We start from the raw sequence: 23,774 nt of genomic DNA on the forward strand, positions 1-23,774 counted from the left end.
CCGGGGCCGGCCGGGCCGCGCCGGGCGGCGGCGCTCTGCGAGTCGCCGGCGGGAGCCGCCGGGGCCTCGCCCCGGCCGCGCTTGCCGCCGGGGCCTCTGCTGTCCTTCTCGGGCGTGGTCACGCCGCCTCCTGCTCGGTGAGCTGGGAGAGCACGATCTCCCGGTATGTCGGGTTGTCGGCCATCAGTTCGTGGTGCGTTCCGGTGCCGACCACGGCGCCCTCGTCCAGGACGATGATCCGATGGGCGTCCCGGATGGTGCTCACCCGCTGGGCGACGATCAGCACCGTCGCGTCGGCGGTCTCCTGGGAGAGGGCCTTGCGCAGTCTGGCGTCGGTGGCGTAGTCGAGCGCCGAGAACGAGTCGTCGAAGAGGTAGACGCCGGGCTTGCCGACCAGGGCCCGGGCGATCGCCAGGCGCTGGCGCTGGCCGCCCGAGACGTTGCCGCCGCCCTGCGAGATGGGGGCGTCCAGGCCCTCGGGGAACTTCTCCACGAACTCCTTGGCCTGGGCGACCTCCAGCGCGTGCCAGAGTTCCTCGTCGGTGGCGTCCGGGCGGCCGTAGCGGAGGTTCCCGGCCACCGTGCCGGAGAACAGGTAGGGCTTCTGCGGGACGAGTCCGACGGTGCGGGCGAGCAGGTCGGGCGCCAGCCTGCGCACGTCCACGCCGTCCAGCAGGACGGAACCGCCGGTGGCGTCGAACAGCCGGGGGACGAGTCCGAGCAGCGTGGACTTGCCGCTGCCGGTGGAGCCGATCACGGCGGTGGTCTCGCCGGGCCGGGCCAGGATGTCGATCCCGCGCAGGACGGGTGCCTCGGCGCCCGGGTAGCGGAACTCGACGTCACGCAGCTCCAGGTTGCCCCGGCGCAGCAGCTCGGTGACCGGATCCGAGGGCGGGACGACGCTGGACTCGGTGGCCAGCACCTCCTGGATCCGCTCGGCGCAGACCTCGGCGCGCGGCACCATCATGAACATGAAGGTGGCCATCATGACGCTCATCAGGATCTGCATCAGGTAGGAGAGGAACGCGGTCAGCGCGCCGATCTGCATCCCCCCGCTGTCGATCCGGTGCGCGCCGAACCACATCACGGCGACGCTGGAGAGGTTCACCACGAACATCACGCTGGGGAACATGAAGGCCATCAGCCGGCCCACCCGCAGCGAGACGGCGGTCAGCTCCTGGTTGGCCCCGCCGAAGCGCTGCTGCTCGTGGCCGTCCTTGACGAAGGCGCGGATCACCCGGATGCCGGTGATCTGCTCGCGCAGCACCCGGTTCACCGTGTCGATCTTCGTCTGCATGCTGCGGAACTGCGGTCGCAGCCGGCGCACCAGCAGGGTCACCACGGTGCCCAGCAGGGGGATCACCACCAGCAGCAGCGCGGAGAGCGGCACGTCCTGGTTCAGCGCCATGATCACGCCGCCGAGGCACATGATCGGGGCCGCGACCATCAGGGTGAAGCCCATCAGCACCAGCATCTGGACCTGCTGGACGTCGTTGGTGGTGCGGGTGATCAGCGACGGCGCGCCGAACTGGCCGAGCTCGCGCGCCGAGAAACTCTGCACCCGGTCGAAGACCGAGGCGCGGATGTCGCGGCCGACGGCCATCGCGGTGCGCGCGCCGAAGTAGACGGCGCCGACCGAGCAGGCCGCCTGGGCCAGCGTGACGACGATCATCAGCGCGCCGATCCGCAGGATGTAGCCGGTGTTCCCCTTCACCACACCCTCGTCGATGATGTCGGCGTTGAGAGTGGGGAGGTAGAGCGCTGCGATGGTGGCGACCAGCTGGAGCAGCACCAGCAGGGAGATCGGTCGGGAGTAGGGCTTCAGATGAGCCCTGAGCAGTCTGATCAGCACTGGCAACACTCTCATGCTCGACAGCGGGATTCGCATCCCAATTTTCGGCCCTCTGCGGAGTCGCGTACGGCCCTTCCGGAATGACTTCACCGTGCTCCGACCCTGAGACTACTGAGGTCCTGTGCACTCGCGACGCGCCGGTGTGCCAGGTGGCGTCACCCTCTTACGGAACGGCTGGTTTCCCCCTAGGCTGCTGCTACCCCCTTGTTACTCGTCGGTTAACAACCCGGCCGGTGACAAGCAGCAGGTCAATTGAGTCCCGTACCAAGCCGGCCCGGCGGCCGCCCCCACGGCCACCGGCACCGCCCACCCTCGGCCACCCGCCCCGGAGGTCTCGTTGAGTTCCGCGCAGTCCCTGATCGGCTCCGGCAGTGTCGACATCGTCGCCGGGCGCCCCGCCTCCGTCGCACACCTCTTCCTCGACCGGGTGGCGGCGACGCCGAACGGCGAGGCCTACCGTTACCCCGTCCCGGTGGACGAGCACGCGGCGGACGGCGCACCGGGCGCCGAGCAGTGGCGTTCGCTGACCTGGGCGCAGACGGCCGTCCGGGTCCGGGCGGTGGCCGCCGGTCTGATGTCCCTGGGCATCCGGGCCGAGGACCGGATCGCGCTGTCCTCCTCCACCCGGGTCGAGTGGATCATCGCCGACCTCGGCAACATGTGCGCGGGAGCCGCGACCACCACCGTCTACCCGAGCACCAACGCCGACGAGACGGCGTTCATCCTCGCGAACTCGGGCTCCAAGGCGCTGTTCGCGGAGAACACGGCCCAGCTCGACAAGGCCGTCTCCCAGCTGGAGCAGCTGCCCGAGCTGAAGACGGTCGTCCTCTTCGACGCCCCCGCCGAGCTGCCGGAGCCGGCCGGGGTTGCCGTGCTCTCGCTCGCGGAGCTGGAGCGGCTCGGCGCCGAGTACCTGCTGGAGCACCCCGACGCGGTCGAGAAGGCCGTCGCCGAGCTCGACAAGGAGCAGCTGGCGACCCTCATCTACACCTCCGGCACCACCGGCCGCCCCAAGGGCGTGCGGCTGGTGCACGACTGCTGGTCGTACGAGGGCCGGGCCCAGGAGGCCAGCGGGCTGCTGCGCGCCGACGACGTGCAGTTCATGTGGCTGCCGCTGTCGCACGTCTTCGGCAAGACGCTGATCTCCGGCCAGATCGCCACCGGGCACGTGATGGCCGTGGACGGCCGGGTCGACCGGATCATCCACAACCTGCCGGTGATCCGCCCGACCATGATGGCCTCCGCCCCGCGGATCTTCGAGAAGGTCTACAACGGCATCGCCGGCAAGGCCAGGGCCGAGGGCGGCGCCAAGTACAAGATCTTCCTCTGGGCGGCGAAGGTCGCCCGGGAGCACGCCCGTACCTCCCAGGCGAGCCGGATCGCCACCGGCCGCGCCTCGGTGCCGTTCGCGCTCGGCCTGCAGCACGCGCTGGCCGACAAGCTCGTCTACGCCAAGATCCGGGCCGCCTTCGGCGGGCGGATGCGCGGGTCGGTCTCCGGCAGCGCCGCGCTGGCGCCCGAGATCGGCTTCTTCTTCGCGGGAGCCGGCGTCCCCGTGCTGGAGGGCTACGGCCTCACCGAGACCAGCGCCGGGTCCACCGTCAACCGCGAGGACGACTTCCGGGTCGGCACGGTCGGCCGGCCGCTGCCGGGCACCGAGGTCCGGATCGCGGAGGACGGCGAGATCATGCTGCGCGGCCCGGGCGTCATGCGCGGCTACCACGACCTCCCGGAGAAGACCGCCGAGGTGCTGGAGCCGGACGGCTGGTTCCACACCGAGGACATCGGCGAGCTCTCCGAGGACGGCTTCCTGCGGATCACCGACCGCAAGAAGGACATGTTCAAGACCTCGGGTGGCAAGTACGTCGCGCCCAGCGAGGTCGAGGGCAAGTTCAAGGCGATCTGCCCGTTCGTGAGCAACATCCTGGTGATCGGCAACTCCAGGAACTTCTGCACCGCGCTGATCGGCCTGGACGAGGCGGTGATCATGCCGTGGGCCGCCGAGCACGGGCTGGCCGGCAGCCCGTACGCCGAGGTGGTCGCCTCGCCGCAGGTGCGCGAGCTGATCGACGGCTTCGTGCAGCGGCTCAACACCGACCTCCAGCGCTGGCAGACGATCAAGAAGTACACCCTGCTCCCGCGCGACCTGGACATCGAGCACGGCGAGCTGACGCCGAGCCTCAAGATCAAGCGCCCGGTCGTCGAGCGGACGTACGCGGACGCCGTCGCCGAGATGTACGCCGGGACCGTCGAGGCATGACCCCCGGCTGCCCGGCAGCCCGGCGCACTTGGCGCACCCGGCAGCCCGGCAGCCCGGCACCCGGCAGCCCGGCACCCGGCACGCCCGGCGCCGCCCGCCCACCCGTCCGGTACGGCCCACCCGGGCCGTACCGGACAATGGACGCATGCCCTCCGCACTCCCCGACGGCGAACCCGTGCCGTCCGACGGTTCCCTGCCCGCCCACGCCCTCTCGGGGCTCGGAGAGCGGCCCTTCGGCTTCTACGTGCACGTGCCGTACTGCGCCACCCGCTGCGGCTACTGCGACTTCAACACGTACACCGCCACCGAACTGCGCTCCTCCGGCGCGGTGGCCTCGCAGGAGACGTACGCCGACAACCTGGTCACGGAGATCCGGCTCGCCCGGACGGTGCTCGGCGAGGCCGACCTGCCGGTGCGGACCGTCTTCCTCGGCGGCGGCACGCCCACCCTGCTGCCGGCCCGCGACCTGGTGCGGATGCTCGGCGCGATCCGGGAGGAGTTCGGCCTCGCGCCCGGCGCCGAGGTCACCACCGAGGCCAACCCGGAGTCGGTCGACCCGGCGTACCTCGACGAGCTGCGCGAGGGCGGCTTCAACCGGATCTCCTTCGGCATGCAGAGCGCCCGTCCGCACGTCCTGGAGCTGCTCGACCGCCACCACACCCCGGGCCGCCCCGAGGCCTGCGTCGCCGAGGCCCGCGCGGCCGGTTTCGACCACGTCAACCTGGATCTGATCTACGGCACCCCCGGCGAGTCCGACGACGACTGGCGGGCCTCGCTGGACGCCGCCATCGGCGCCGGTCCGGACCACGTCTCCGCGTACTCGCTGATCGTCGAGGACGGCACCAGGCTCGCCGCCCGGGTCAAGCGCGGTGAGCTGCCGATGATCGACGACGACGTGCACGCGGACCGCTACCTGATCGCCGACGAGGCGCTCGGCAAGGCCGGCTTCGCCTGGTACGAGGTCTCCAACTGGGCCACCGACGAGGCGGCGCGCTGCCGCCACAACGAGCTGTACTGGACCGGCGCCGACTGGTGGGGCGCCGGCCCCGGCGCCCACAGCCACGTCGGCGGCGTCCGCTGGTGGAACGCCAAGCACCCGGCCGCCTACGCCCAGGCCCTGGCCGAGGGCCGTACACCCGGCCAGGGCCGGGAGGTGCTCCCGGCGGCGGACCGCCGGGTCGAGCGGATCCTGCTGGAGCTGCGCCTGGTCGCCGGCTGCCCGCTCGACCTGCTCGCCCCGGCGGGCCTGGAGGCCGCCGACCGGGCCCTGGCCGACGGCCTGCTCGACCCGGACGCCTTCGCGGCCGGGCGCGCCGTGCTGACCCTGCGGGGGCGGCTGCTGGCCGACGGCGTCGTGCGAGACCTGGTCGACTGACCGCCGGCCACGTGGCGGGAGCCGTCCGAGGGAGTCCGGGCAGGACCGGAGCCCCGCGGTCGTCGGCACCGGCTCCCGGCCTAAGCCCGGGCCCTGAGCCGCCTCACTCCGGCGACGTCACGAAGTCGATCAGCTCCTCGACCCGGCCGAGCAGCGCCGGGTCGAGGTCCCGGTAGGAGTTCACCGAGGCGAGGATCCGCTTCCACGCGGCCGGGGTGTCCACCGGCCAGCCGAGCCGGCGGCAGACGCCCTCCTTCCAGGACTCGCCGCGCGGCACCTGCGGCCACCCGGGGATGCCGACACTGGCCGGCTTCACGGCCTCCCAGACGTCGATGTACGGGTGGCCGACGACCAGCACCGAGGAGCCGGTCACCCGGCCGGCGATCCGGTGCTCCTTGGTGCCCGGCAGCAGGTGGTCGACCAGCACGCCGAGGCGCCGTCCCGGGCCGGGACCGAACTCGGCGACGATCGCGGGCAGGTCGTCGATGCCCTCCAGGTACTCCACCACCACGCCCTCGATCCGCAGGTCGTCGCCCCAGACCCGCTCGACCAGTTCGGCGTCGTGCCGGCCCTCCACGTAGATCCGCGACTCACGGGCCACCCGCGCGCGGGCGCCGGGGACGGCCACCGATCCGGAGGCGGTCCGGCCGGGCCCCTTCCCGGCCGCGGGAGCCGCGCCGGCGGGCCGGACCAGCGTGACCACCCTGCCCTCCAGCAGGAAGCCGCGCGGGCCCATCGGGAACACCCGGTGCTTGCCGAAGCGGTCCTCCAGCGTGACGGTCGGCCCCTCGGCCGTCTTCTCGCAGCGCACGACGGCCCCGCAGAAGCCGGTGGCCGCCTCCTCCACCACGAGATCCCGCTCGGCGGGCACCTCGGGCGCGGGTTGCTGCCGCTTCCAGGGCGGGGTGAGGTCGGGGCCGTAACTCCTGCTGCGCATAGGAGGACTATAGGAAATCCGACGGCAGGTCAGAGCCCGGGCGCGCCCCAGACCGGGAACCAGCGGGAAAGGTCCGACTCCACCCGCAGGTCGTCGCCGAGCATCGCCTTCACCTGCAGCTCCAGCGGGCTGTTGCGGCGCTCGCCCCCGCCGGGCATCGGCGCGAACGGGTAGAAGGTGCCGCGCTTGTACAGGTACACCAGCGCCAGCGGCTGCCCGGCCTCGTTGCGGAACGCCACCAGGGAGCAGAGCAGCTGCGGGCCGAAGCCGTTCGCCTCCAGCTCGCTGTTGACCGCGTGCAGGTCGTTGACCAGTTCCGGCAGCTCCTCGGGGGAGTGCCGGGCCAGCAGCCAGGAGTAGCCGTAGCCGTCCCGGCTCGCCTCGACGGGGACGCCGCCGCGCTCGGTGTCGGCGTCGAGCAGGGCCCGCACCTGGCGCTCGACCTCGCCGAAGGCCCCGCCCTCGACGGCCGCGAAGCAGACCGAGCCGAGGCCGGTGGCCCGGAAGCCGGCGGCGGCCTCCAGGGTGAGTGCCGCCGAGGGCACCCCGAAGAGCTGGTCGAGGTCGGGCCGGACCGGCTTGCTGCGGCCGAACAGGGTGTCCAGGAATCCCACGGGTGTCCCTCCGGAACGGGAGTCAGCGGCTGAGGTCGGTGGAGATCCTGGCGAGCTGCTCCAGCCGCTTCTCCAACGACGGGTGGGTGGACAGCAGCTGGGAGGCGGCGTCCCGCGCACTCAGCGCCGGGGCGAAGTAGAAGGCGTTGTAGGGCTGCGCCTGGCGCAGGTCCTTGGACGGGATCGCGGCGATCTGGCCGGTGACCTTGGTCAGGGCCGAGGCCAGCGCGCTGGGGCGCCCGGTGAGCTGGGCGGCGGCCCGGTCGGCCGCCAGCTCGCGGTAGCGTGAGAGCAGCCGGGTGAGCAGGAAGCTGATGGCGTACACCACCATCGACACCAGCGGGATGATCAGCATCGCGATGGCGGCGTTCTGGTCGTTGCTGTTGCGGTTGCCGCCGCCCATCAGGCCGCCGTACATCGCCATCCGGGTCATCGCCCCGGCGAGCACCCCGAGGAAACCGGCCACCGTCATCACCGCGACGTCGCGGTGGGCGACGTGCGAGAGCTCGTGGGCGAGGACGCCCTCCAGCTCCTCCGGCTCCAGGCGGCGCAGCAGGCCCGTGGTGACGCAGACCACGGACTTCTCCGGCTTGCGGCCGGTGGCGAAGGCGTTCGGCATGTCGTTGTCGGCGACCGCGACCCGGGGTTTGGGCATGTCGGCCAGCGCGCAGAGCCGGTCGATGGTGCCGTGCAGCTGCGGATACTGCTCGGGGGTGACCTCGTGGGCGCCCATCGCCCGCTCGGTGATCTTGTCGCTGAACCAGAACTGCGCGACGAACAGCCCGCCCGAGATCAGGACGATCAACGGCCAGGCTCCGCGCAGCAGCACGATGAGCACACCGGTGAACCCCACGTACAGCAGGCCGATCACGAACATCGTCGCGACCATCCGACCGGTGAGTCCACGGTCCGGTGCGAAACGGGTGTGCGGGCCCGAGGCTGACATTGCTGCTCCTCCGATTCGCCGGTTGCTTCCGATGCTGCCACCTGGCCGGCCCGCGAGCATCACCCCGCGCGGGGGCGATGCGTGCAGGATCACCCCGGATCCGCCCGGGCGGCCCGTTCCTGCCGTCGGGCCCGGGCCTTACACTGGCAGGTACGGTTTTGGCACTCGCCTGTCGTGAGTGCCAGGTGATCCACCGCAAGTGATCCACATCGAGTCATATCGGACAACGTTCGAAGTCGGAGGTGAGTGCCCCATGGTCAGCGAACGCAGGTCCGAGGACCGCAAGTCCGACCCTCGCCAGGGCGAGAACCGGCCGTTCGAGGGCCGCCGGCTCGACGTCCGTCCGCTGGACGACCGCAAGCTGGCGGTGCTGCGCGCGATCGTCCAGGACTACGTGGGCACCGAGGAGCCGGTCGGGTCGAAGGCGCTGGTCGAGCGCCACAGCCTCGGGGTCTCGCCGGCCACCGTCCGCAACGACATGGCGGCACTGGAGGAGGACGGCTACATCCAGCAGCCGCACACCAGCGCCGGCCGGATCCCGACCGACAAGGGCTACCGGCTGTTCGTCGACCGGCTCGCCGAGGTCAAACCCATGACCGCGCCCGAGCGCCGGGCCATCCGGCACTTCCTGGACGGCGCCGTCGACCTGGACGACGTGGTCGCCCGGACGGTGCGGCTGCTCGCGCAGCTGACCCGGCAGGTGGCCGTGGTGCAGTACCCCTCGCTCTCGCGTTCGACCGTGCGGCACATCGAACTGGTCGCGCTCGCACCCGCCAAGGTGATGCTGGTCCTGATCACCAACACCGGCCGGGTCGAGCAGCGCATGGTGGACTGTCCCGGCACGGTCGGCGAGACGGTGCTGGGGGACCTGCGGGCCCGGGTCAACGCCCGGGCCGTCGGCCAGCGCCTGCCGGACGTCCCGGAGCTGCTGGAGAACCTTCCGGCCGCCTTCGAGGCCGCCGACCGCCCTACCGTCACCACCGTGCTGGCCACCCTCTTCGAGGCGCTCGCCGAGCAGAACGAGGAGCGGATCATGCTGGCCGGCACGGCCAACCTGACCCGCTTCGGACACGACTTCCCACTCACCATCCAGCCGGTGCTGGAGGCGCTGGAGGAGCAGGTCGTCCTGCTCCGCCTGCTCGGCGAGAGCGGTGACGCGTCGATGATGGTCCGGATCGGCCGGGAGAACGCGTACGAAGGGCTCAATTCCACCTCGGTGGTCTCGGTCGGTTACGGTTCGGGCGACGAGAGTGTGGCGAAGCTGGGTGTGATCGGTCCGACCCGGATGGACTATCCGGGCACAATGGGGGCGGTGCGAGCGGTGGCACGGTACGTGGGCCAGATCCTGGCCGAGTCATAGAGCACACCACCGCCGTACATCGGCGGTGGCAACCCAGTCGCAGCACTTCTAGAGGCGGAACAAGCGGAGCATTTGGTGGCCACGGACTACTACGCGGTACTCGGCGTCCGACGGGATGCGGGGCAGGACGAGATCAAGAAGGCGTTCCGGCGCCTCGCGCGCGAACTGCACCCGGACGTCAACCCGGACCCGAAGACGCAGGAGCGGTTCAAGGAGATCAACGCCGCCTACGAGGTGCTCTCCGACCCGGCCAAGCGCCAGGTCTACGACCTCGGTGGCGACCCCCTCTCCCCGAACGGCGGCGGCGCGGGCGGCTTCGGCGCGGGAGCGGCCGGTTTCGGCTTCTCCGACATCATGGACGCGTTCTTCGGCGCGGCCTCCGGTCAGCGCGGGCCCCGCTCGCGCACCCGGCGCGGCCAGGACGCCATGATCCGGCTGGAGATCACCCTGGAGGAGGCCGCTTTCGGCACCACCAAGGAACTCCAGGTCGACACGGCCGTCACCTGTACGACCTGCTCCGGCGAGGGCGCGGCGCCGGGCACCTCGGCCCAGACCTGTGACATGTGTCGCGGCAAGGGCGAGGTCTCCCAGGTCACCCGGTCCTTCCTGGGCCAGGTCATGACCTCCCGCCCCTGCCCGCAGTGCCAGGGCTTCGGCACCGTCGTGCCGACCCCGTGCCCCGAGTGCGCCGGCGACGGCCGGGTGCGGGCCCGCCGTACGCTCACCGTCAAGATCCCGGCCGGTGTCGACAACGGCACCAGGATCCAGCTGGCCGGCGAGGGCGAGGTCGGCCCCGGTGGCGGCCCGGCCGGCGACCTGTACGTCGAGATCGCGGAGAGCGCGCACCCGACGTTCCAGCGGCGCGGGGACGACCTGCACTGCACGGTGACCATCCCGATGACCGCGGCCTCGCTCGGCACCCAGGTGCCGCTGCAGACGCTGGACGGGCTGGAGGAGGTCGACATCCGGCCGGGCACCCAGTCCGGCCAGTCGATCCCGCTGCACGGCCGGGGCATCACCCACCTCCGCGGCGGCGGCCGGGGCGACTTGATAGTGCATGTCGAGGTGCAGACGCCCACCAAGCTCGACCCCGAGCAGGAGGATCTGCTGCGCCGGCTCGCAGTGCTGCGCGGCGAGGAGCGTCCCTCCGGGACCTTCGCGCCCGGCCAGCAGGGCCTGTTCTCCCGCCTGAAGGACGCCTTCAACGGCCGCTGAGCCGTCCACCGGCCGTCCACCGGCCCGACGCCGCCGGGCCGCCCACCGGCCCGACGGCCACCCCCGTGCCCCCGAGCCGATCCGGCCCGGGGGCACGGGCCGCTCCCACCCGTTCGTCCACGCCCGCACCACCCGGAGGCAGACCCGATGACCGCACCCGTGTTCGTCACCGACACCGCGCGGCTCGTCGGAGCGGCCCCGGGGGCGCTGGTCCGCCTGGACGGCCCCGAGGGCCGGCACGCGGCCGCCGTGAAGCGACTGGAACCGGGGGAGGCGGTGACCCTCGCCGACGGCCTGGGTCTCGGCGTCGACGGCACGGTCGCCGCCGTGCACGGCAAGGACGCGATCGAGGTCCTCGTCGGGGCGGTCCGCCGGGAGCCCGAGCCGGCGCCGCGGGTGATCGTCGTCCAGGCGCTGCCCAAGGGTGACCGGGGCGAGCTGGCCGTCGAGACCATGACCGAGGTCGGCGTGGACGTGGTGATCCCCTGGCCGGCCTCCCGCTGCATCACCCAGTGGAAGGGCGAGCGCGGGGCCAAGGCCCTCGCCAAGTGGCGGGCCACCGCGAGGGAGGCGGGCAAGCAGTCCCGCCGGCTGCGGTTCCCCGACATCCGGGAGCCGATGACCACCCGTCAGCTGGCACCGCTGCTGGCCGGCGCCGCGTTCGCCGCCGTGCTGCACGAGGAGGGCGCGCAGCCGCTGGCCACCGCCGCGCTGCCCGCCGCCGGTGACCTGGTGCTGATCGTCGGCCCCGAGGGCGGGGTCTCCCCGGACGAGCTGGCCGCCTTCGCCGGGGCCGGGGCCCTGCCCCACCGGCTCGGGCCGTCCGTGCTGCGCACCTCGACGGCCGGGGTGGCCGGCGGCGCGCTGCTGCTCGGCCGCACCGGCCGCTGGTCCTGACGGCCCGGGTCCCGGCGGCCCGGCCCTGACGGCCCGGGGTCCCGGCGGGTCGGGACCGACGACCGGCCTCGCGGGGATGCCCCGAAGGGCCGCTCCGCGCCGTTGCGATCCGCCGTCGGCCCCGGGGGAGCCGCTCCCGGGGGCCGTCCGGCCGGGGCCCCGGCCGCCCGACCGGACCGCCCCGGCCGCCGTCGCCCGCGCGGGTCCGGCTGTCCGGAAAGGGCTTCGCGTTGTCCGTGCACCTGCATAAAGTGACGCTGTGACCGATCTCCAGAGCACCCTCGCAGGCGCTTACCTGCGCCACCCCCACCTGCACGGTGACCACCTCACCTTCGTGGCCGAGAACGACATCTGGCTCGCCCCGCTCGGCGGTGGCCGGGCCTGGCGGCTGACCGCCGACCAGACCCCGGTCCGACACCCGAGGTTCTCGCCGGACGGCCGGCACATCGCCTGGACCTCCACCCGTGACGGCGCCCCCGAGATCCACCTGGCGCCCGCCGAGGGCGGCCCCTCGCGGCGGCTGACGTACTGGGGCAGCGCCCAGACCCGGCTGCGCGGCTGGACGGCCGACGGCCGCCCGCTCGCCACCACCACGGCCGGCCAGGCCACCCTGCGCCGCAGCTGGGCGTTCGCCGTCCCGCTGGACGGCGGGGAGCCGACCAGGCTGCCGTACGGGCCGATCGGCGGCCTGGCGCAGCAGCCCGACGGCGCCGGTGTGCTGCTGCTCTCCGCCGGGAGCCGGGAGCCCGCGTGGTGGAAGCGCTACCGCGGCGGTACGGCCGGCAAGCTCTGGATCGGCGAGCAGGAGTTCGAGCGGGTGCACGCCGGGCTCGACGGCAACATCGAGTCCCCGCTCTGGGTGGGTGACCGGATCGCCTTCCTCTCCGACCACGAGGGCTACGGCCGGGTCTACTCCAGCCTTCCGGACGGCAGCGACCTGCGGGTCCACAGCAGCTCCCCGGACGCCTTCTACGCCCGGAACGCCAGCACCGACGGCACCCGGGTGGTCTGGCACAGCGCCGGCGACGTCTGGATCCTGGACGACCTGGACACCGCCGAGCCGCGGCGCCTGGACATCCGGCCGGCCGGTCCGGCGACCGGCCGCCGCCCCCGCCCGGTCGACGCCGCGCACTGGCTGGAGACGGCCGTGCCGGACCGCACCGGCCGGGCCGGCGCCGTGGTGGTCCGAGGCGGCGTGCACTGGCTGACGCACCGTGAGGGCCCGGCCCGGGTGCTGGACGACACCCCCGGCGTCCGCGGCCGCCTAGCCCAGGTGGTGCCCGGCGAGGACGGCGCGCAGGGCGCGCTCTGGGTGACCGACGCCGAGGGCGACGACGCGATCGAGTACGCCCCCGCGGTGCTCGGCGCCGAGCGCCGCCGGCTGGCCGCCGGGCAGCTGGGCCGGGTGCTGGACCTCGCCGTCTCGCCGGACGGCAAGCAGCTCGCCCTCGCCTCGCACGACGGCCGGGTGCTGCTGCTCACCCTGGCCGACGGCGCCCTGCACGAGCTGGCCCGCAGTCAGGACGGCGAGGTCAGCGGGCTGGTGTTCAGCCCCGACGCCACCTGGCTGGCCTGGTCGCAGCCCGCGCTCGGCCCCTGGTCGGCGCGTCAGATCGTGCTGGCCAACCTCGCCACCCGGACGGTCGGCGAGGCCACTCCGCAGCGCTTCGTCGACACCTCGCCCGCCTTCACGGCGGACGGCAAGCACCTCGCCTTCCTCTCCGTGCGCAACTTCGACCCGGTCTACGACGCGCACGTCTTCGACCTGTCGTTCCCCAACGGCTGCCGGCCGTACCTGATCACGCTGGCGGCCGACACGCCCTCCCCGTTCGGACCGCTGCGCGCCGGGCGGCCGTTCGGCGGTGAGGACGACGAGCCGAAGGGCAAGAAGGCGGACGCCGACGAGGGCGCCGACACCCCGCCCGCCACCCGGGTGGACCTGGACGGCATCGCCGACCGGATCATCCCCTTCCCGGTCGAGGGCGGCCGGTTCGGCAGCCTGCGCGCAGCCAAGGACGGCGTGCTCTGGACGCGACAGCCGCTGCTCGGCGAACTCGGCGACGAGGCGGCCTCGCTGGAGGACGAGCGGCCGCGCCCGGTGCTGGAGCGCTTCGACTTCAAGAAGCTCCGGGCCGAGGAGCTCATCGCGGGCCTGGACGACTTCGCCGTCACCGGTGACGGCGCCCGCCTGGCCGTCCTGGACGAGGGCCGGCTGCGCATCGTCCCGGCCGACCACAAGGCCACCGGGGAGGACGACGAGACCGAGGTGGACCTCGCCCGGCTCCGGGGCGTCGTCGACCCGGCCGCCGAGTGGCGGCAGATGTTCGACGAGAACGGCCGCATCATGCGCGACAACTTCTGGCGCGCGGACATGGGCGGCGTGGACTGGGCGGGCGTGCTGGCCCGCTACCGCCCGCTGGTGGAGCGCCTCGGCTCGCACGACGACCTGGTGGACCTGCTCTGGGAGGTCCAGGGCGAGCTGGGCACCTCGCACGCGTACGTGACCGCGCCCGGGGCCGGCACCGAGGCCGCCCGGCGCCAGGGCCTGCTCGGCGCGGATCTCGCCAAGGACGGCGAGGTCTGGCGGATCGAGCGGATCCTTCCCGGCGAGTCCTCCGACCCGCGTGCCCGCTCCCCGCTGGCCGCGCCCGGCGCCGCCGTCCGGCCCGGGGACGCGGTGCTGGCCGTCAACGGCCGGCCGGTGGACCCGGTCACCGGTCCCGCCCCGTTGCTGGCCGGTACGGCGGGCCAGCCGGTGGAGCTGACGGTGGCGGGCAAGGACGGCACCGACCGGCGGTACCCGGTGGTCGTCCCGCTGGCCGACGAGGAGCCGCTGCGCTACCACGACTGGGTGGCCGGGCGGCGGGCCGCCGTCCGGGAGCTGTCGGCCGGCCGGCTGGGCTACCTGCACGTCCCGGACATGGTCAGCGCCGGCTGGGCGCAGCTGCACCGCGACCTGCGGGTCGAGATGGCCAAGGAGGGCGTGATCGTCGACCTTCGGGAGAACCGCGGCGGCCACACCTCCCAGCTGGTGATCGAGAAGCTCAACCGCCGGATCGTCGGCTGGGACACCGCCCGCGACATCGCCGGCGCGGTCTCCTACCCGGGGGACGCCCCGCGCGGCCCGGTGGTGGCGCTGGCCAACGAGTTCTCCGGATCGGACGGCGACATCGTCAACGCCGCCATCCAGGCGCTGGGCATCGGCCCGGTGGTCGGCACCCGCACCTGGGGCGGTGTGATCGGCATCGACGGGAAGTACAGCCTGGTCGACGGCACCCGGGTGACCCAGCCCAAGTACGCCTTCTGGCTGGAGGGCTACGGCTGGGGGGTGGAGAACCACGGCGTCGACCCGGACGTCGAGGTGCCGATCGCCCCGCACCAGTACGCGGCCGGGGAGGACCCGCAGCTCGCCGAGGGCGTGCGCCTCGCACTCGCCGCCCTGGACGAGAACCCGGCGAAGACCCCGCCGCCGCTGCCCGCGCTCTAGGAGTTGCCGCCGGCCCGGGGCGGGAGCCCGGCTCCCGCCCCGGGGCGCGCGGCCCCGGCGCGCCGCCGTGGCCGGCCCGTCGCCGGCCGCTCGGTTTCGTGGGGGTGACCGGCCCGGTGACCGACGAGTCCCGGAGTCCGTGGAGGACTGCGGGGTGCGGACGGTGCGGTGGCGGTCCCCCGCAGGCCGCGCGGCTCGGCTAGCATGCGGCCCGTAGCCACGACGTAGTCCTGACCCACGCATCGCGAGGAGACCCCGATGGCCGGCGAGCCGCAGCCCGACTGCCTGTTCTGCAAGATCGTGGCGGGTGCGATCCCGGCGACGGTGGTCCGCCAGAACGAGCGCACGATCGCCTTCCGGGACATCAACCCGCAGGCGCCGACGCACGTCCTGGTGATTCCCAGGGCGCACTACCCGGACGCCGCCGCGCTCGCGGCCGCCGAACCGGCGCTGGCCGCCGAGCTGCTGTCCGAGGCCGGCGAGGTGGCCGCCGACGAGAAGATCGCGGACTCCGGCTACCGGCTGATCTTCAACACCGGCGCCGGCGCCGGCCAGACCGTCTTCCACGCGCACGTCCACGTGCTCGGCGGCACCCCGCTGCGCGAGGGCCTGGTCTGACACCGTGTCGCAACGCGAACTCGTCGTCCTCGGCACCGCCAGCCAGGTGCCCACCCGGCACCGCAACCACAACGGCTATCTGCTGCGCTGGGACGGCGAGGGGCTGCTGTTCGACCCGGGGGAGGGCACCCAGCGGCAGATGCTGCACGCCGGGGTCTCCGCCACCCAGATCACCAGGATCGCCGTCACGCACTTCCACGGCGACCACTGCCTGGGCCTGGCCGGGGTGATCCAGCGGATCAACCTCGACCGCGTGCCGCACCCGGTGGACGTGTACTTCCCGGCCTCCGGCGAGGTGTTCTTCCAGCGGCTGCGGCACGCCACCGCCTTCCACGAGACGGCGGTGCTGCGCCCGCGTCCGATCGAGGAGGCGGGCCCGCTGCCCGTCCCCGGCGCCCGCTTCACCCTGGACGCCGTCCGGCTCTCGCACCCCGTCGAGTCCTTCGGCTACCGGCTGGCCGAGCCGGACGGCCGCCGCCTGGTGCCCGAGCGGCTCGCCGCGCTGGGCATCGCCGGCCCCGCGGTCGGCCGGCTCCAGCACCAGGGCTCGATCGAGCTGGCGGACGGCCGGCGGGTCACCCTGGAGGAGGTCAGCGAGCCGCGCCCCGGCCAGCGCTTCGCCTTCGTGATGGACACCCGGCTGTGCGACGGGGTCGGCGAGCTCGCCGAGGGGGCCGACCTGCTGGTCATCGAGGCCACCTTCGTGGACGCGGACGCCCACCTGGCCCGGGAGCACGGCCACCTCACCGCCGCCCAGGCCGCCCGGGTGGCCGCCGAGGCGGGGGCGCGGACCCTGGTCCTCACCCACTTCTCGCAGCGCTACCCGGATCTCGGCCAGCACCTCGCGGAGGCCCGCCGGCACTTCGACGGCGAGATCGTCGTCGCCGAGGACCTGGCCCGGGTCCCGGTGCCGCCGCGCCGTTGACCGCCACCGAGGTCCGGCGGCGGTCCGGAAAACCACTCGCGCCGCCCCCGGAACTGCCGGAGCATCGACCGGGCGGCGATTCCTCCGCCGAGAGGCTGCGCCGCACCGCCGCGGCGATCACGCGCGCGGCGTACCCTGGTGACCCCGGACCGACCGAGCGGCACCACGAGACCACGGATTGGGATGAGGCAGGCCTCAGCGCCGACCTATGAGTGACACATCGCATACCCGGACGAACGGACAGTCGCGACCCGAGGCAGCCGGCGCCGAGCGCGCCACCAGCGCCAGGATCGTCATCCCCGAGAAGCACCCGATGGTCACCCTGCTCGGTGCCACCGACTCCCTGCTGCGCGTCATCGAGGCGTCCTTCCCGGCCGCCGACATCCACGTGCGCGGCAACGAGGTCACCGCGACCGGTGCGCCGGCCGAGGTCGCCCTCGTCCAGCGGCTGTTCAGCGAGATGATGCTGGTGCTGCGCGCCGGCCAACCCCTGACGGAGGACTCCGTGGAGCGCTCCATCGCGATGCTGCGCAGTGCCGGGGACCATCCGGACGACCCGTCGCCGTCCCAGGTGTTCACCGCGAACATCCTCTCCAACCGCGGCCGCACCATCCGCCCCAAGACCCTCAACCAGCAGCGCTACGTCGACGCGATCGACAAGCACACGATCGTCTTCGGCCTCGGCCCGGCCGGGACCGGCAAGACCTACCTGGCGATGGCCAAGGCCGTCCAGGCCCTGCAGGCCAAGGAGGTCAACCGGATCATCCTGACCCGGCCCGCCGTCGAGGCGGGGGAGCGGCTGGGCTTCCTGCCCGGCACCCTCTACGAGAAGATCGACCCGTACCTGCGCCCGCTCTACGACGCGCTGCACGACATGATGGACCCGGACTCCATCCCGCGTCTGATGGCGGCCGGCACCATCGAGGTCGCGCCGCTGGCCTACATGCGCGGCCGCACCCTCAACGACGCCTTCATCATCCTGGACGAGGCCCAGAACACCTCGCCCGCGCAGATGAAGATGTTCCTCACCCGCCTGGGCTTCAACTCCCGGGTGGTGGTCACCGGCGACACCAGCCAGGTCGACCTCCCGGGCGGTACCCGCAGCGGCCTCAAGGTCGTCCAGGAGATCCTCGCGGACGTGGCCGACATCCACTTCTCCGTCCTCACCAGCACCGACGTGGTCCGCCACAAGCTGGTCGGCCGGATCGTGGACGCGTACGAGGCCTGGGACGCCCGCCAGGAGGCCGAGCAGGCCGCCCCGCCCGCCCGCAAGCCCGCCCAGCGCCGCAGCGTCAAGGCGCCGTCGGCCCGGGCACCCCACCAGTCCCATCGCACCGAAAGCTGAGTGACAGCCCCTCCATGTCGATCGACATCGCCAACGAGTCCGGTTGGGACGCCGACGAGGACTCGCTCCTCGACATCGCCCGCTACGCCCTCGACAAGATGCGGATCCACCCGCAGTCCGAACTGTCCGTGATCCTGGTGGACAGCGCGGCGATGGAGGAGCTCCACATCCAGTGGATGGACCTCCCGGGACCCACCGACGTGATGTCCTTCCCGATGGACGAGCTGCGCCCCGGCAAGGAGGGCGAGGAACTGCCGCAGGGCCTGCTCGGCGACATCGTGCTCTGCCCCGAGGTGGCCAAGGAGCAGGGCCTGGCGGCGCCCTCGAAGCACTCCATGGACGAGGAGCTCCAGCTGCTCACCGTCCACGGGGTGCTGCACGTCCTCGGCTACGACCACGAGGAGCCGGACGAGGAGCGGGCGATGTTCGCGCTCCAGAAGCGGATCCTGGACGACTGGCGCACCGGCCGGGGCCTGGAGGGCATCTCTCCGGCCCCCACCACCCACTGAGCGCGGGGTCCGGTCCGCTGTGAGTGGCGAGAGTACGAGCTTCATCCTGGGCGCCGTCCTGCTCACCGGCCTCGGCTGGCTGGCGGCCTGCGCCGAGGCGGGCATCTCCCGGGTCTCCCGGTTCCGGGCGGAGGAGGCGGTCCGGGCCGGGCGGCGCGGCGCGGACCGGATGCTGACGCTGGCCTCCGACCCGATCCGGTACCTCAACCTGGCCACCCTGATCCGGGTGGCCAGCGAGATGGCGGCGGCCGTCATGGTCACCGTGGTCTGTGTGCGCAACGTCGAGCCGACCTGGCAGGCCGTGCTGCTGGCGTTCGGGGTGATGGTGCTGGTCTCGTTCGTCGCGGTCGGCGTCTCGCCGCGCACGATCGGCCGCCAGCACCCGCTCAGCACCGTCACGGCGGCCGCCTTCGTGCTGCTGCCGCTGGCCCGGATCCTCGGGCCGATCCCGCGGCTGCTGATCCTCACCGGCAACGCGCTCACCCCCGGCAAGGGGTACCGCGAGGGCCCGTTCGCCTCCGAGGCGGAGCTGCGGGCCCTGGTCGACCTCGCCGAGAAGGACGACCTGATCGAGGACGACGAGCGGCGGATGGTGCACTCGGTCTTCGAACTGGGCGACACCATCGTGCGCGAGGTGATGGTGCCGCGCACCGACCTGGTGATGATCGAGCGGCACAAGACCGTCCGCCAGGCGCTCACGCTGGCGCTGCGCTCCGGCTTCTCGCGGATCCCGGTGGTCGGTGACAACGAGGACGACGTGGTCGGCATCGTCTACCTCAAGGACCTCGTCCGCCTCACCCACATCAACCGCGACGCCGAGTCGGAGCCGGTGGGCGGCGTGATGCGCCCGGCCGTCTTCATTCCCGACAGCAAGCCGGCCGGCGACCTGCTGCGCGAGATGCAGCAGATGCGCTCGCACGTGGCGATCGTGATCGACGAGTACGGCGGCACGGCCGGTCTGGTCACCATCGAGGACATCCTGGAGGAGATCGTCGGCGAGATCACCGACGAGTACGACCGGGAGATCGCCCCGGTCGAGGACCTCGGCGACGGCTCGTACCGGATCACCGCCCGGCTGCTGGTCGAGGACCTCGGGGACCTCTTCGGCATCGAGCTGGAGGACGAGGACGTCGAGACCGTCGGCGGCCTGCTGGCCAAGCACCTCGGGCGGGTGCCGATCCCCGGGTCCGCCTGCGAGATACCGCTGCCGGAGGACGTGACCGGCGACCTCACCGCCATCCTGCTGACCGCCGAGAGCTCGGCCGGCCGGCGCAACCGGATCGGTACCGTGGTGGCCTCTCCGGTGCGCGTGCCGGAGCAGGGCGACGGCGAGGACGGCGACCGGTCCGAGGGGCGCTGAGCCGCCCCGGAAGGACCAGCCCGACTTGCCCGGCCCGGCGGGGCGTCCCGACCATGTGGTCATGACTCATCAGTTGCGCGCTGAGTACGGCCCGCGGGGCCGGTCCGGCGGCGTCAAGACCTGGCACGTCCTGCGGAGCGCGAGCGGGACCGAGGCGATGTGCGGCCGCACCGTCGACGCGGACGCCGAGGCGCGGTCGGAGACGGAGTGGGGCAGGACCGAGCGGCCGTGCTGCCAGCAGTGCGGCTCGCTCTACCTGCACGAGGCCCCGCTCACGCCCGGCGACCGGGGCTGAGGCCGGGGCGGGCGGGGTGGTCGGCTCGCCCGCCGTGCGCCCCGGTGGGCGAGGAGTAGCGTGGAACGCGGTGCGGGCACGCCCGTCCGCGCGGGGAGGGCCGCGTTGTGCGCCGTCACGTCCGTGGTGGAGGTCTCCATGAAACTTCAAGACGAACTGCCCGTCGATCGCCGGCTCGCCCAGGTGTACCGGATCGGCGCGGGTCTGGGCGGTGTCTTCCTGCTGGTCTTCGGCATTCTCGGGCTGGCCGGCCACCCGGGCTTCCTGTCCACCGAGGGCGACCACGTGGCCGGGCTGTCCACCAACGGGGCGCTGGCCGTGCTCTCCGTGGTGATGGGCCTGGTGCTGGTGGGCGGAGCGGTGGTGGGCGGCAACTTCGCCTCGAACCTCAACATGATCGTCGGGCTGCTGTTCGTGCTCTCCGGCTTCTACGGCCTGACGGTGCTCGGCCGTCCCGACGCCAACATCCTGAACTTCCGGATGTCCAACGTCCTGTTCGCCTTCATCTTCGGCTTCGTCGTGCTCACCTTCGGGATGTACGGCAGAGTCAGCAGCCATCTGCCGCTGGACAACCCGTACTGGCAGAAGCGCCACCGCGAGGAGCAGCCGATGCCCTCCGGCCCGCCCGCGTTCGTCAAGGTCATGAAGCCCGGCCCGCCGAACCCGATCGGTCACTGAGCCGGACCGCACGGCCGTCCGGCGATCACCTCCGCCTATGCTCTGCGGCATGAGTGATGTCACCGAGCTGGACCCCGAGGACAAGAAGATCATCACCCTGGCCCGCTCCGCCCGCGCCCGCAACGGCGTGGCGGAGGGGGCCGCGGTGCGCGACGAGAACGGGCGGACCTACGTCGCCGGGACGGTCGCCCTGGAGTCGCTGAGGCTCAGCGCGCTCCAGACGGCCGTGGCGATGGCGGTGGCCAGCGGGGCGCGCGGGCTGGAGGCGGCCGCGGTGGTCAGCGAGGCCGCGCAGCCGGCCGACGCGGACCTGGCCGCCGTGCGCGACCTGGGGGGCGCCGGCACCCCGGTCCTGCTGGCCGGTCCGGACGGCGTGCTGCGGGTGGCGGCCCAGGCCCGCTGAGCACGGCCCGTGGACGGGACGCCCGCCCCATCCGATCGGCGGATAATCTCAACCTGGAGAGCTCCGGCGGGGCTCCGGACCGGGGGGAGCCGGGAGGATGGGGCCGTGGGCGTTCTTGGCGGGGCTGCTGCTGAGCGTGATGGGCATGGGCAAGTGGCAGGAGACCGGCTCGCCGTTCTGGCTGGGCGGCTCGATCGCCCTCTTCGTGGTCGTCCTGGTCAGCGGTCTGGCCTCGCTCGGCGGAGGCGGCAAGGGGTAGTCCGGGCGGCCTGTCCGCCGGGCCCTTGGTGATCAGGGACAATGGGGCACATGAGCGTTACTTCCCCCTCCCAGGCCGGCACCTACCGATCCGGCTTCGCGTGCTTCGTCGGCCGTCCCAACGCGGGCAAGTCGACCCTGACCAACGCCCTGGTGGGGACGAAGGTCGCGATCACCTCCGACCGCCCCCAGACCACCCGGCACACCGTACGCGGCATCGTGCACCGCCCGGACGCCCAGCTGGTGCTGGTCGACACCCCCGGCCTGCACAAGCCCCGGACGCTGCTCGGCGAGCGGCTCAACGACCTCGTCCGCAGCACCTGGGCGGAGGTCGACGTGATCGGCTTCTGCCTCCCGGCCGATCAGAAGCTCGGCCCCGGCGACAAGTTCATCGCCAAGGAACTCGCCGAGGTCAAGAAGACGCCGAAGGTGGCCATCGTCACCAAGACCGACCTGGTCGACTCCAAGGCGCTCGCCTCCCAGCTGATCGCCATCCACCAGCTGGGGCTGGAGCTCGGCATCGAGTGGGCCGAGATCGTCCCGGTCTCGGCCGTCGGCGACACCCAGATCGGACTGCTGGCCGACCTGCTGGCCCCGCTGCTCCCGGCCGGCCCGCCGCTCTACCCGGACGGCGACCTCACCGACGAGCCCGAGCTGGTCATGGTCGCCGAGCTGATCCGCGAGGCCGCCCTGGAGGGCGTCCGCGACGAGCTGCCGCACTCGCTCGCCGTGGTGGTCGAGGAGATGATCCCGCGCGAGGGCCGCCCGGCCGACCGCCCGCTGCTGGACATCCACGCCAACGTCTACATCGAGCGGCAGAGCCAGAAGGCCATCGTGATCGGGGCCAAGGGGGCCCGGCTGAAGCACGTCGGCACCACCGCCCGCAAGCACATCGAGGCGCTGCTCGGCACGCCGGTCTACCTGGACCTGCACGTGAAGGTCGCCAAGGACTGGCAGCGCGACCCCAAGCAGCTGCGCAAGCTCGGTTTCTGACCCGGCGACAGACTCCGGTCGCGGCGCCCCGCCGGGGGCGCCGCGACGGACGGACGGGGGTGTCGGCGCTCCCGACGGCCCGGGATCAGCCGCCTTCGCGCAGCACCAGGGAGACCAGCTCGCGCTGGGAGTCCGACAGCTTCGGATCGGCGCAGTGCACGGTGCGGCCGTCTACGGTGATGGCGTAGTGGAAGCCGTCCGGTACCCCGTAGGAGGGAGCGCGCAGCCCGCCCACGACGGCCTCCCGGGCCAGGGCGTGGACGTGCGGCGCGTCGGTGCGCTCGGCGGTGTCGAGCTCCGCGCGCTGGGGGCGGCCCGCGAAACCGCCGGTCCGGGTGACCTGAATACGCATGGTGTCCATGGTGCTACGCAGGGATGGGATTGCGCGCCGGTTTCCCATAGCTTCACATTAAGGATCCCTCATGCCGGGCTGATGCCCACGCTGGCCCAGGAGGCGGTCACCGTGTTGGCGACCGCCGCGTCCTGGTAGCGGGAGGCGGCGGCGGCCACGGTGGCCCGGGCGAAGGTGGCGAAGTCGGCGTCGGCGGGCAGCCGGCCGCTGGTCAGGGTGTCGTACCAGATCTGCCCGGCCCGCTCCCAGGCCTGGCCGCCGAGGGCCGTGGCCAGCAGGTAGAAGGCGTGGTTGGGGATGCCCGAGTTGATGTGCACCCCGCCCGCGTCCTCCCCGGTCGCCACGTAGTCGCGCATGTGCGCGGGCTGCGGGTCCTTGCCGAGCCGCTCGTCGTCGTACGCGGTGCCGGGCGCCCGCATCGAGCGCAGCGCCACGCCCTGGACGCCGGGGGCGAGCAGGCCGGAGCCGATCAGCCAGTCCGCGTCGGCGGCGCTCTGGTGCAGCGCGTACTGCTTGACGAGCGAGCCGAAGACGTCGGAGAGCGACTCGTTGAGCGCACCGGACTGCCCCTGGTAGGCGAGACCGGCGGTGAACTGGGTGACGCCGTGCGAGAGCTCGTGGCCGATCACGTCCACACAGGTGGTGAAGTCGCCGAAGACGATCCCGTCGCCGTCGCCGAAGACCATCTGCCGGCCGTCCCAGAACGCGTTGTCGTAGTGCCGCCCGTAGTGGACGGTCGCGTTCAGCCCGAGGCCCGCGCCGTCGATCGAGGGCCGGCCGTAGACCTCGGCGAAGAGCGCGTAGGTCGCGCCGAGGCCGTCGTACGCGTGGTTGACGGAGGGGTCGGTGACCGGCTCCGCGCCCTCGGTGCGCACGGTGCGGCCGGGCAGCCGCTCGGAGTGCTTGGCGTCGTGGATGACCCGCTGCGGGCTGGCCGGCCCGGGGGCGGGAGGGCCGGGCACCAGGCGGGCCTCGCGGTGCACGGCGTCGATCGCGAGCGAGCGGACGGCGGCCGCGTGGCCCTGTTGGGCGAGGCGGTCGAGGACGTAGGGCGGGACGATCGCACAGAACGCGGTGACTGGAGTCATGTTGCCC

22 protein-coding genes are annotated in these 23,774 nt (G+C 72.9%); 16 read left to right on the forward strand and 6 right to left on the reverse strand.

Translation table 11 applies throughout. The features are described 5' to 3' along the window. Positions 1-118: 118 nt before the first annotated feature. Positions 119-1,852 carry an ABC transporter ATP-binding protein gene (locus tag OG823_RS23555; RefSeq protein ID WP_371484632.1) on the reverse strand — a complete coding sequence of 578 codons (1,734 nt, stop codon included), beginning with the start codon at positions 1,850-1,852 and terminating at the stop codon, positions 119-121. A gap of 337 nt (positions 1,853-2,189) precedes the next feature. Between OG823_RS23555 and OG823_RS23560 the strand changes: the two genes are divergently transcribed. Both OG823_RS23560 and hemW read left to right on the forward strand, forming a co-directional pair. After that, on the forward strand, positions 2,190-4,112 hold the full coding sequence (locus tag OG823_RS23560; protein WP_371481594.1) for a long-chain fatty acid--CoA ligase: 1,923 nt from the start codon (positions 2,190-2,192) through the stop codon (positions 4,110-4,112). 145 nt (positions 4,113-4,257) lie between these two features. Beyond that, positions 4,258-5,487 (forward strand): radical SAM family heme chaperone HemW, encoded by a 1,230-nt coding sequence (hemW, locus tag OG823_RS23565; protein ID WP_371481595.1) that lies wholly within the window; start codon positions 4,258-4,260, stop codon positions 5,485-5,487. A gap of 103 nt (positions 5,488-5,590) precedes the next feature. Here hemW and OG823_RS23570 read toward each other — a convergent pair whose 3' ends face one another. From OG823_RS23570 to htpX, 3 genes are read right to left on the reverse strand one after another with little or no spacing between them, the layout of a single operon-like run. Next, complete coding sequence (locus OG823_RS23570; protein WP_371481596.1) at positions 5,591-6,424, reverse strand: DUF3097 domain-containing protein; 834 nt, start codon at positions 6,422-6,424, stop codon at positions 5,591-5,593. A 29-nt stretch (positions 6,425-6,453) separates the two neighbouring features. Then, positions 6,454-7,038 (reverse strand): hypothetical protein, encoded by a 585-nt coding sequence (locus OG823_RS23575; protein WP_371481597.1) that lies wholly within the window; start codon positions 7,036-7,038, stop codon positions 6,454-6,456. Positions 7,039-7,060: 22 nt separating this feature from the next. Next, positions 7,061-7,984 (reverse strand): zinc metalloprotease HtpX, encoded by a 924-nt coding sequence (gene htpX / locus OG823_RS23580; protein WP_371481598.1) that lies wholly within the window; start codon positions 7,982-7,984, stop codon positions 7,061-7,063. A gap of 253 nt (positions 7,985-8,237) precedes the next feature. On the opposite strand from htpX, the gene hrcA reads away from it, so the two are divergent. The 14 genes from hrcA to era all read left to right on the forward strand — a co-directional run bounded on the left by hrcA (position 8,238) and on the right by era (position 22,327). After that, positions 8,238-9,344 (forward strand): heat-inducible transcriptional repressor HrcA, encoded by a 1,107-nt coding sequence (hrcA, locus tag OG823_RS23585; RefSeq protein ID WP_371481599.1) that lies wholly within the window; start codon positions 8,238-8,240, stop codon positions 9,342-9,344. A gap of 75 nt (positions 9,345-9,419) precedes the next feature. Beyond that, a complete protein-coding gene (gene dnaJ, locus OG823_RS23590) occupies positions 9,420-10,559 on the forward strand; it encodes a molecular chaperone DnaJ (protein WP_371481600.1) in 1,140 nt (379 codons plus the stop codon). A gap of 147 nt (positions 10,560-10,706) precedes the next feature. Further along, positions 10,707-11,456, forward strand: coding sequence for a 16S rRNA (uracil(1498)-N(3))-methyltransferase (locus OG823_RS23595; protein ID WP_371481601.1), 750 nt, complete (start codon positions 10,707-10,709; stop codon positions 11,454-11,456). 259 nt (positions 11,457-11,715) lie between these two features. Beyond that, a complete protein-coding gene (locus OG823_RS23600) occupies positions 11,716-14,943 on the forward strand; it encodes a PDZ domain-containing protein (RefSeq protein ID WP_371481602.1) in 3,228 nt (1,075 codons plus the stop codon). A gap of 258 nt (positions 14,944-15,201) precedes the next feature. Next, complete coding sequence (locus OG823_RS23605; protein ID WP_371481603.1) at positions 15,202-15,561, forward strand: histidine triad nucleotide-binding protein; 360 nt, start codon at positions 15,202-15,204, stop codon at positions 15,559-15,561. Positions 15,562-15,565: 4 nt separating this feature from the next. Further along, positions 15,566-16,486, forward strand: a complete 921-nt coding sequence (locus tag OG823_RS23610) for a ribonuclease Z (protein ID WP_371481604.1) — start codon at positions 15,566-15,568, stop codon at positions 16,484-16,486. A 208-nt stretch (positions 16,487-16,694) separates the two neighbouring features. Next, a complete protein-coding gene (locus OG823_RS23615; protein WP_371481605.1) occupies positions 16,695-17,831 on the forward strand; it encodes a PhoH family protein in 1,137 nt (378 codons plus the stop codon). A 14-nt stretch (positions 17,832-17,845) separates the two neighbouring features. Continuing rightward, positions 17,846-18,340, forward strand: coding sequence for an rRNA maturation RNase YbeY (gene ybeY, locus OG823_RS23620; RefSeq protein WP_371481606.1), 495 nt, complete (start codon positions 17,846-17,848; stop codon positions 18,338-18,340). 19 nt (positions 18,341-18,359) lie between these two features. Further along, positions 18,360-19,700 carry a hemolysin family protein gene (locus tag OG823_RS23625; RefSeq protein WP_371481607.1) on the forward strand — a complete coding sequence of 447 codons (1,341 nt, stop codon included), beginning with the start codon at positions 18,360-18,362 and terminating at the stop codon, positions 19,698-19,700. Positions 19,701-19,761: 61 nt separating this feature from the next. Then, the gene (locus OG823_RS23630) at positions 19,762-19,995 is read left to right on the forward strand and encodes a hypothetical protein (RefSeq protein WP_371481608.1); all 234 of its coding nucleotides are present in this window, start codon (positions 19,762-19,764) and stop codon (positions 19,993-19,995) included. A gap of 138 nt (positions 19,996-20,133) precedes the next feature. Then, the gene (locus tag OG823_RS23635; RefSeq protein WP_371481609.1) at positions 20,134-20,673 is read left to right on the forward strand and encodes a DUF4383 domain-containing protein; all 540 of its coding nucleotides are present in this window, start codon (positions 20,134-20,136) and stop codon (positions 20,671-20,673) included. A 49-nt stretch (positions 20,674-20,722) separates the two neighbouring features. Next, positions 20,723-21,076, forward strand: coding sequence for a cytidine deaminase (locus OG823_RS23640; protein ID WP_371481611.1), 354 nt, complete (start codon positions 20,723-20,725; stop codon positions 21,074-21,076). 97 nt (positions 21,077-21,173) lie between these two features. After that, positions 21,174-21,335, forward strand: a complete 162-nt coding sequence (locus OG823_RS23645) for a hypothetical protein (protein ID WP_371481612.1) — start codon at positions 21,174-21,176, stop codon at positions 21,333-21,335. A gap of 41 nt (positions 21,336-21,376) precedes the next feature. Then, on the forward strand, positions 21,377-22,327 hold the full coding sequence (era, locus tag OG823_RS23650; protein WP_371481614.1) for a GTPase Era: 951 nt from the start codon (positions 21,377-21,379) through the stop codon (positions 22,325-22,327). Between the two features lie 85 nt (positions 22,328-22,412). Here era and OG823_RS23655 read toward each other — a convergent pair whose 3' ends face one another. Together OG823_RS23655 and OG823_RS23660 are read right to left on the reverse strand one after the other, a co-directional pair. Continuing rightward, positions 22,413-22,679 (reverse strand): protealysin inhibitor emfourin, encoded by a 267-nt coding sequence (locus OG823_RS23655; protein ID WP_371481616.1) that lies wholly within the window; start codon positions 22,677-22,679, stop codon positions 22,413-22,415. A gap of 68 nt (positions 22,680-22,747) precedes the next feature. After that, positions 22,748-23,767, reverse strand: coding sequence for a M4 family metallopeptidase (locus tag OG823_RS23660; RefSeq protein ID WP_371481618.1), 1,020 nt, complete (start codon positions 23,765-23,767; stop codon positions 22,748-22,750). Positions 23,768-23,774 lie beyond the last annotated feature (7 nt).

Source organism: Kitasatospora sp. NBC_00315, assembly GCF_041435095.1.
Taxonomy (GTDB): domain Bacteria; phylum Actinomycetota; class Actinomycetes; order Streptomycetales; family Streptomycetaceae; genus Kitasatospora.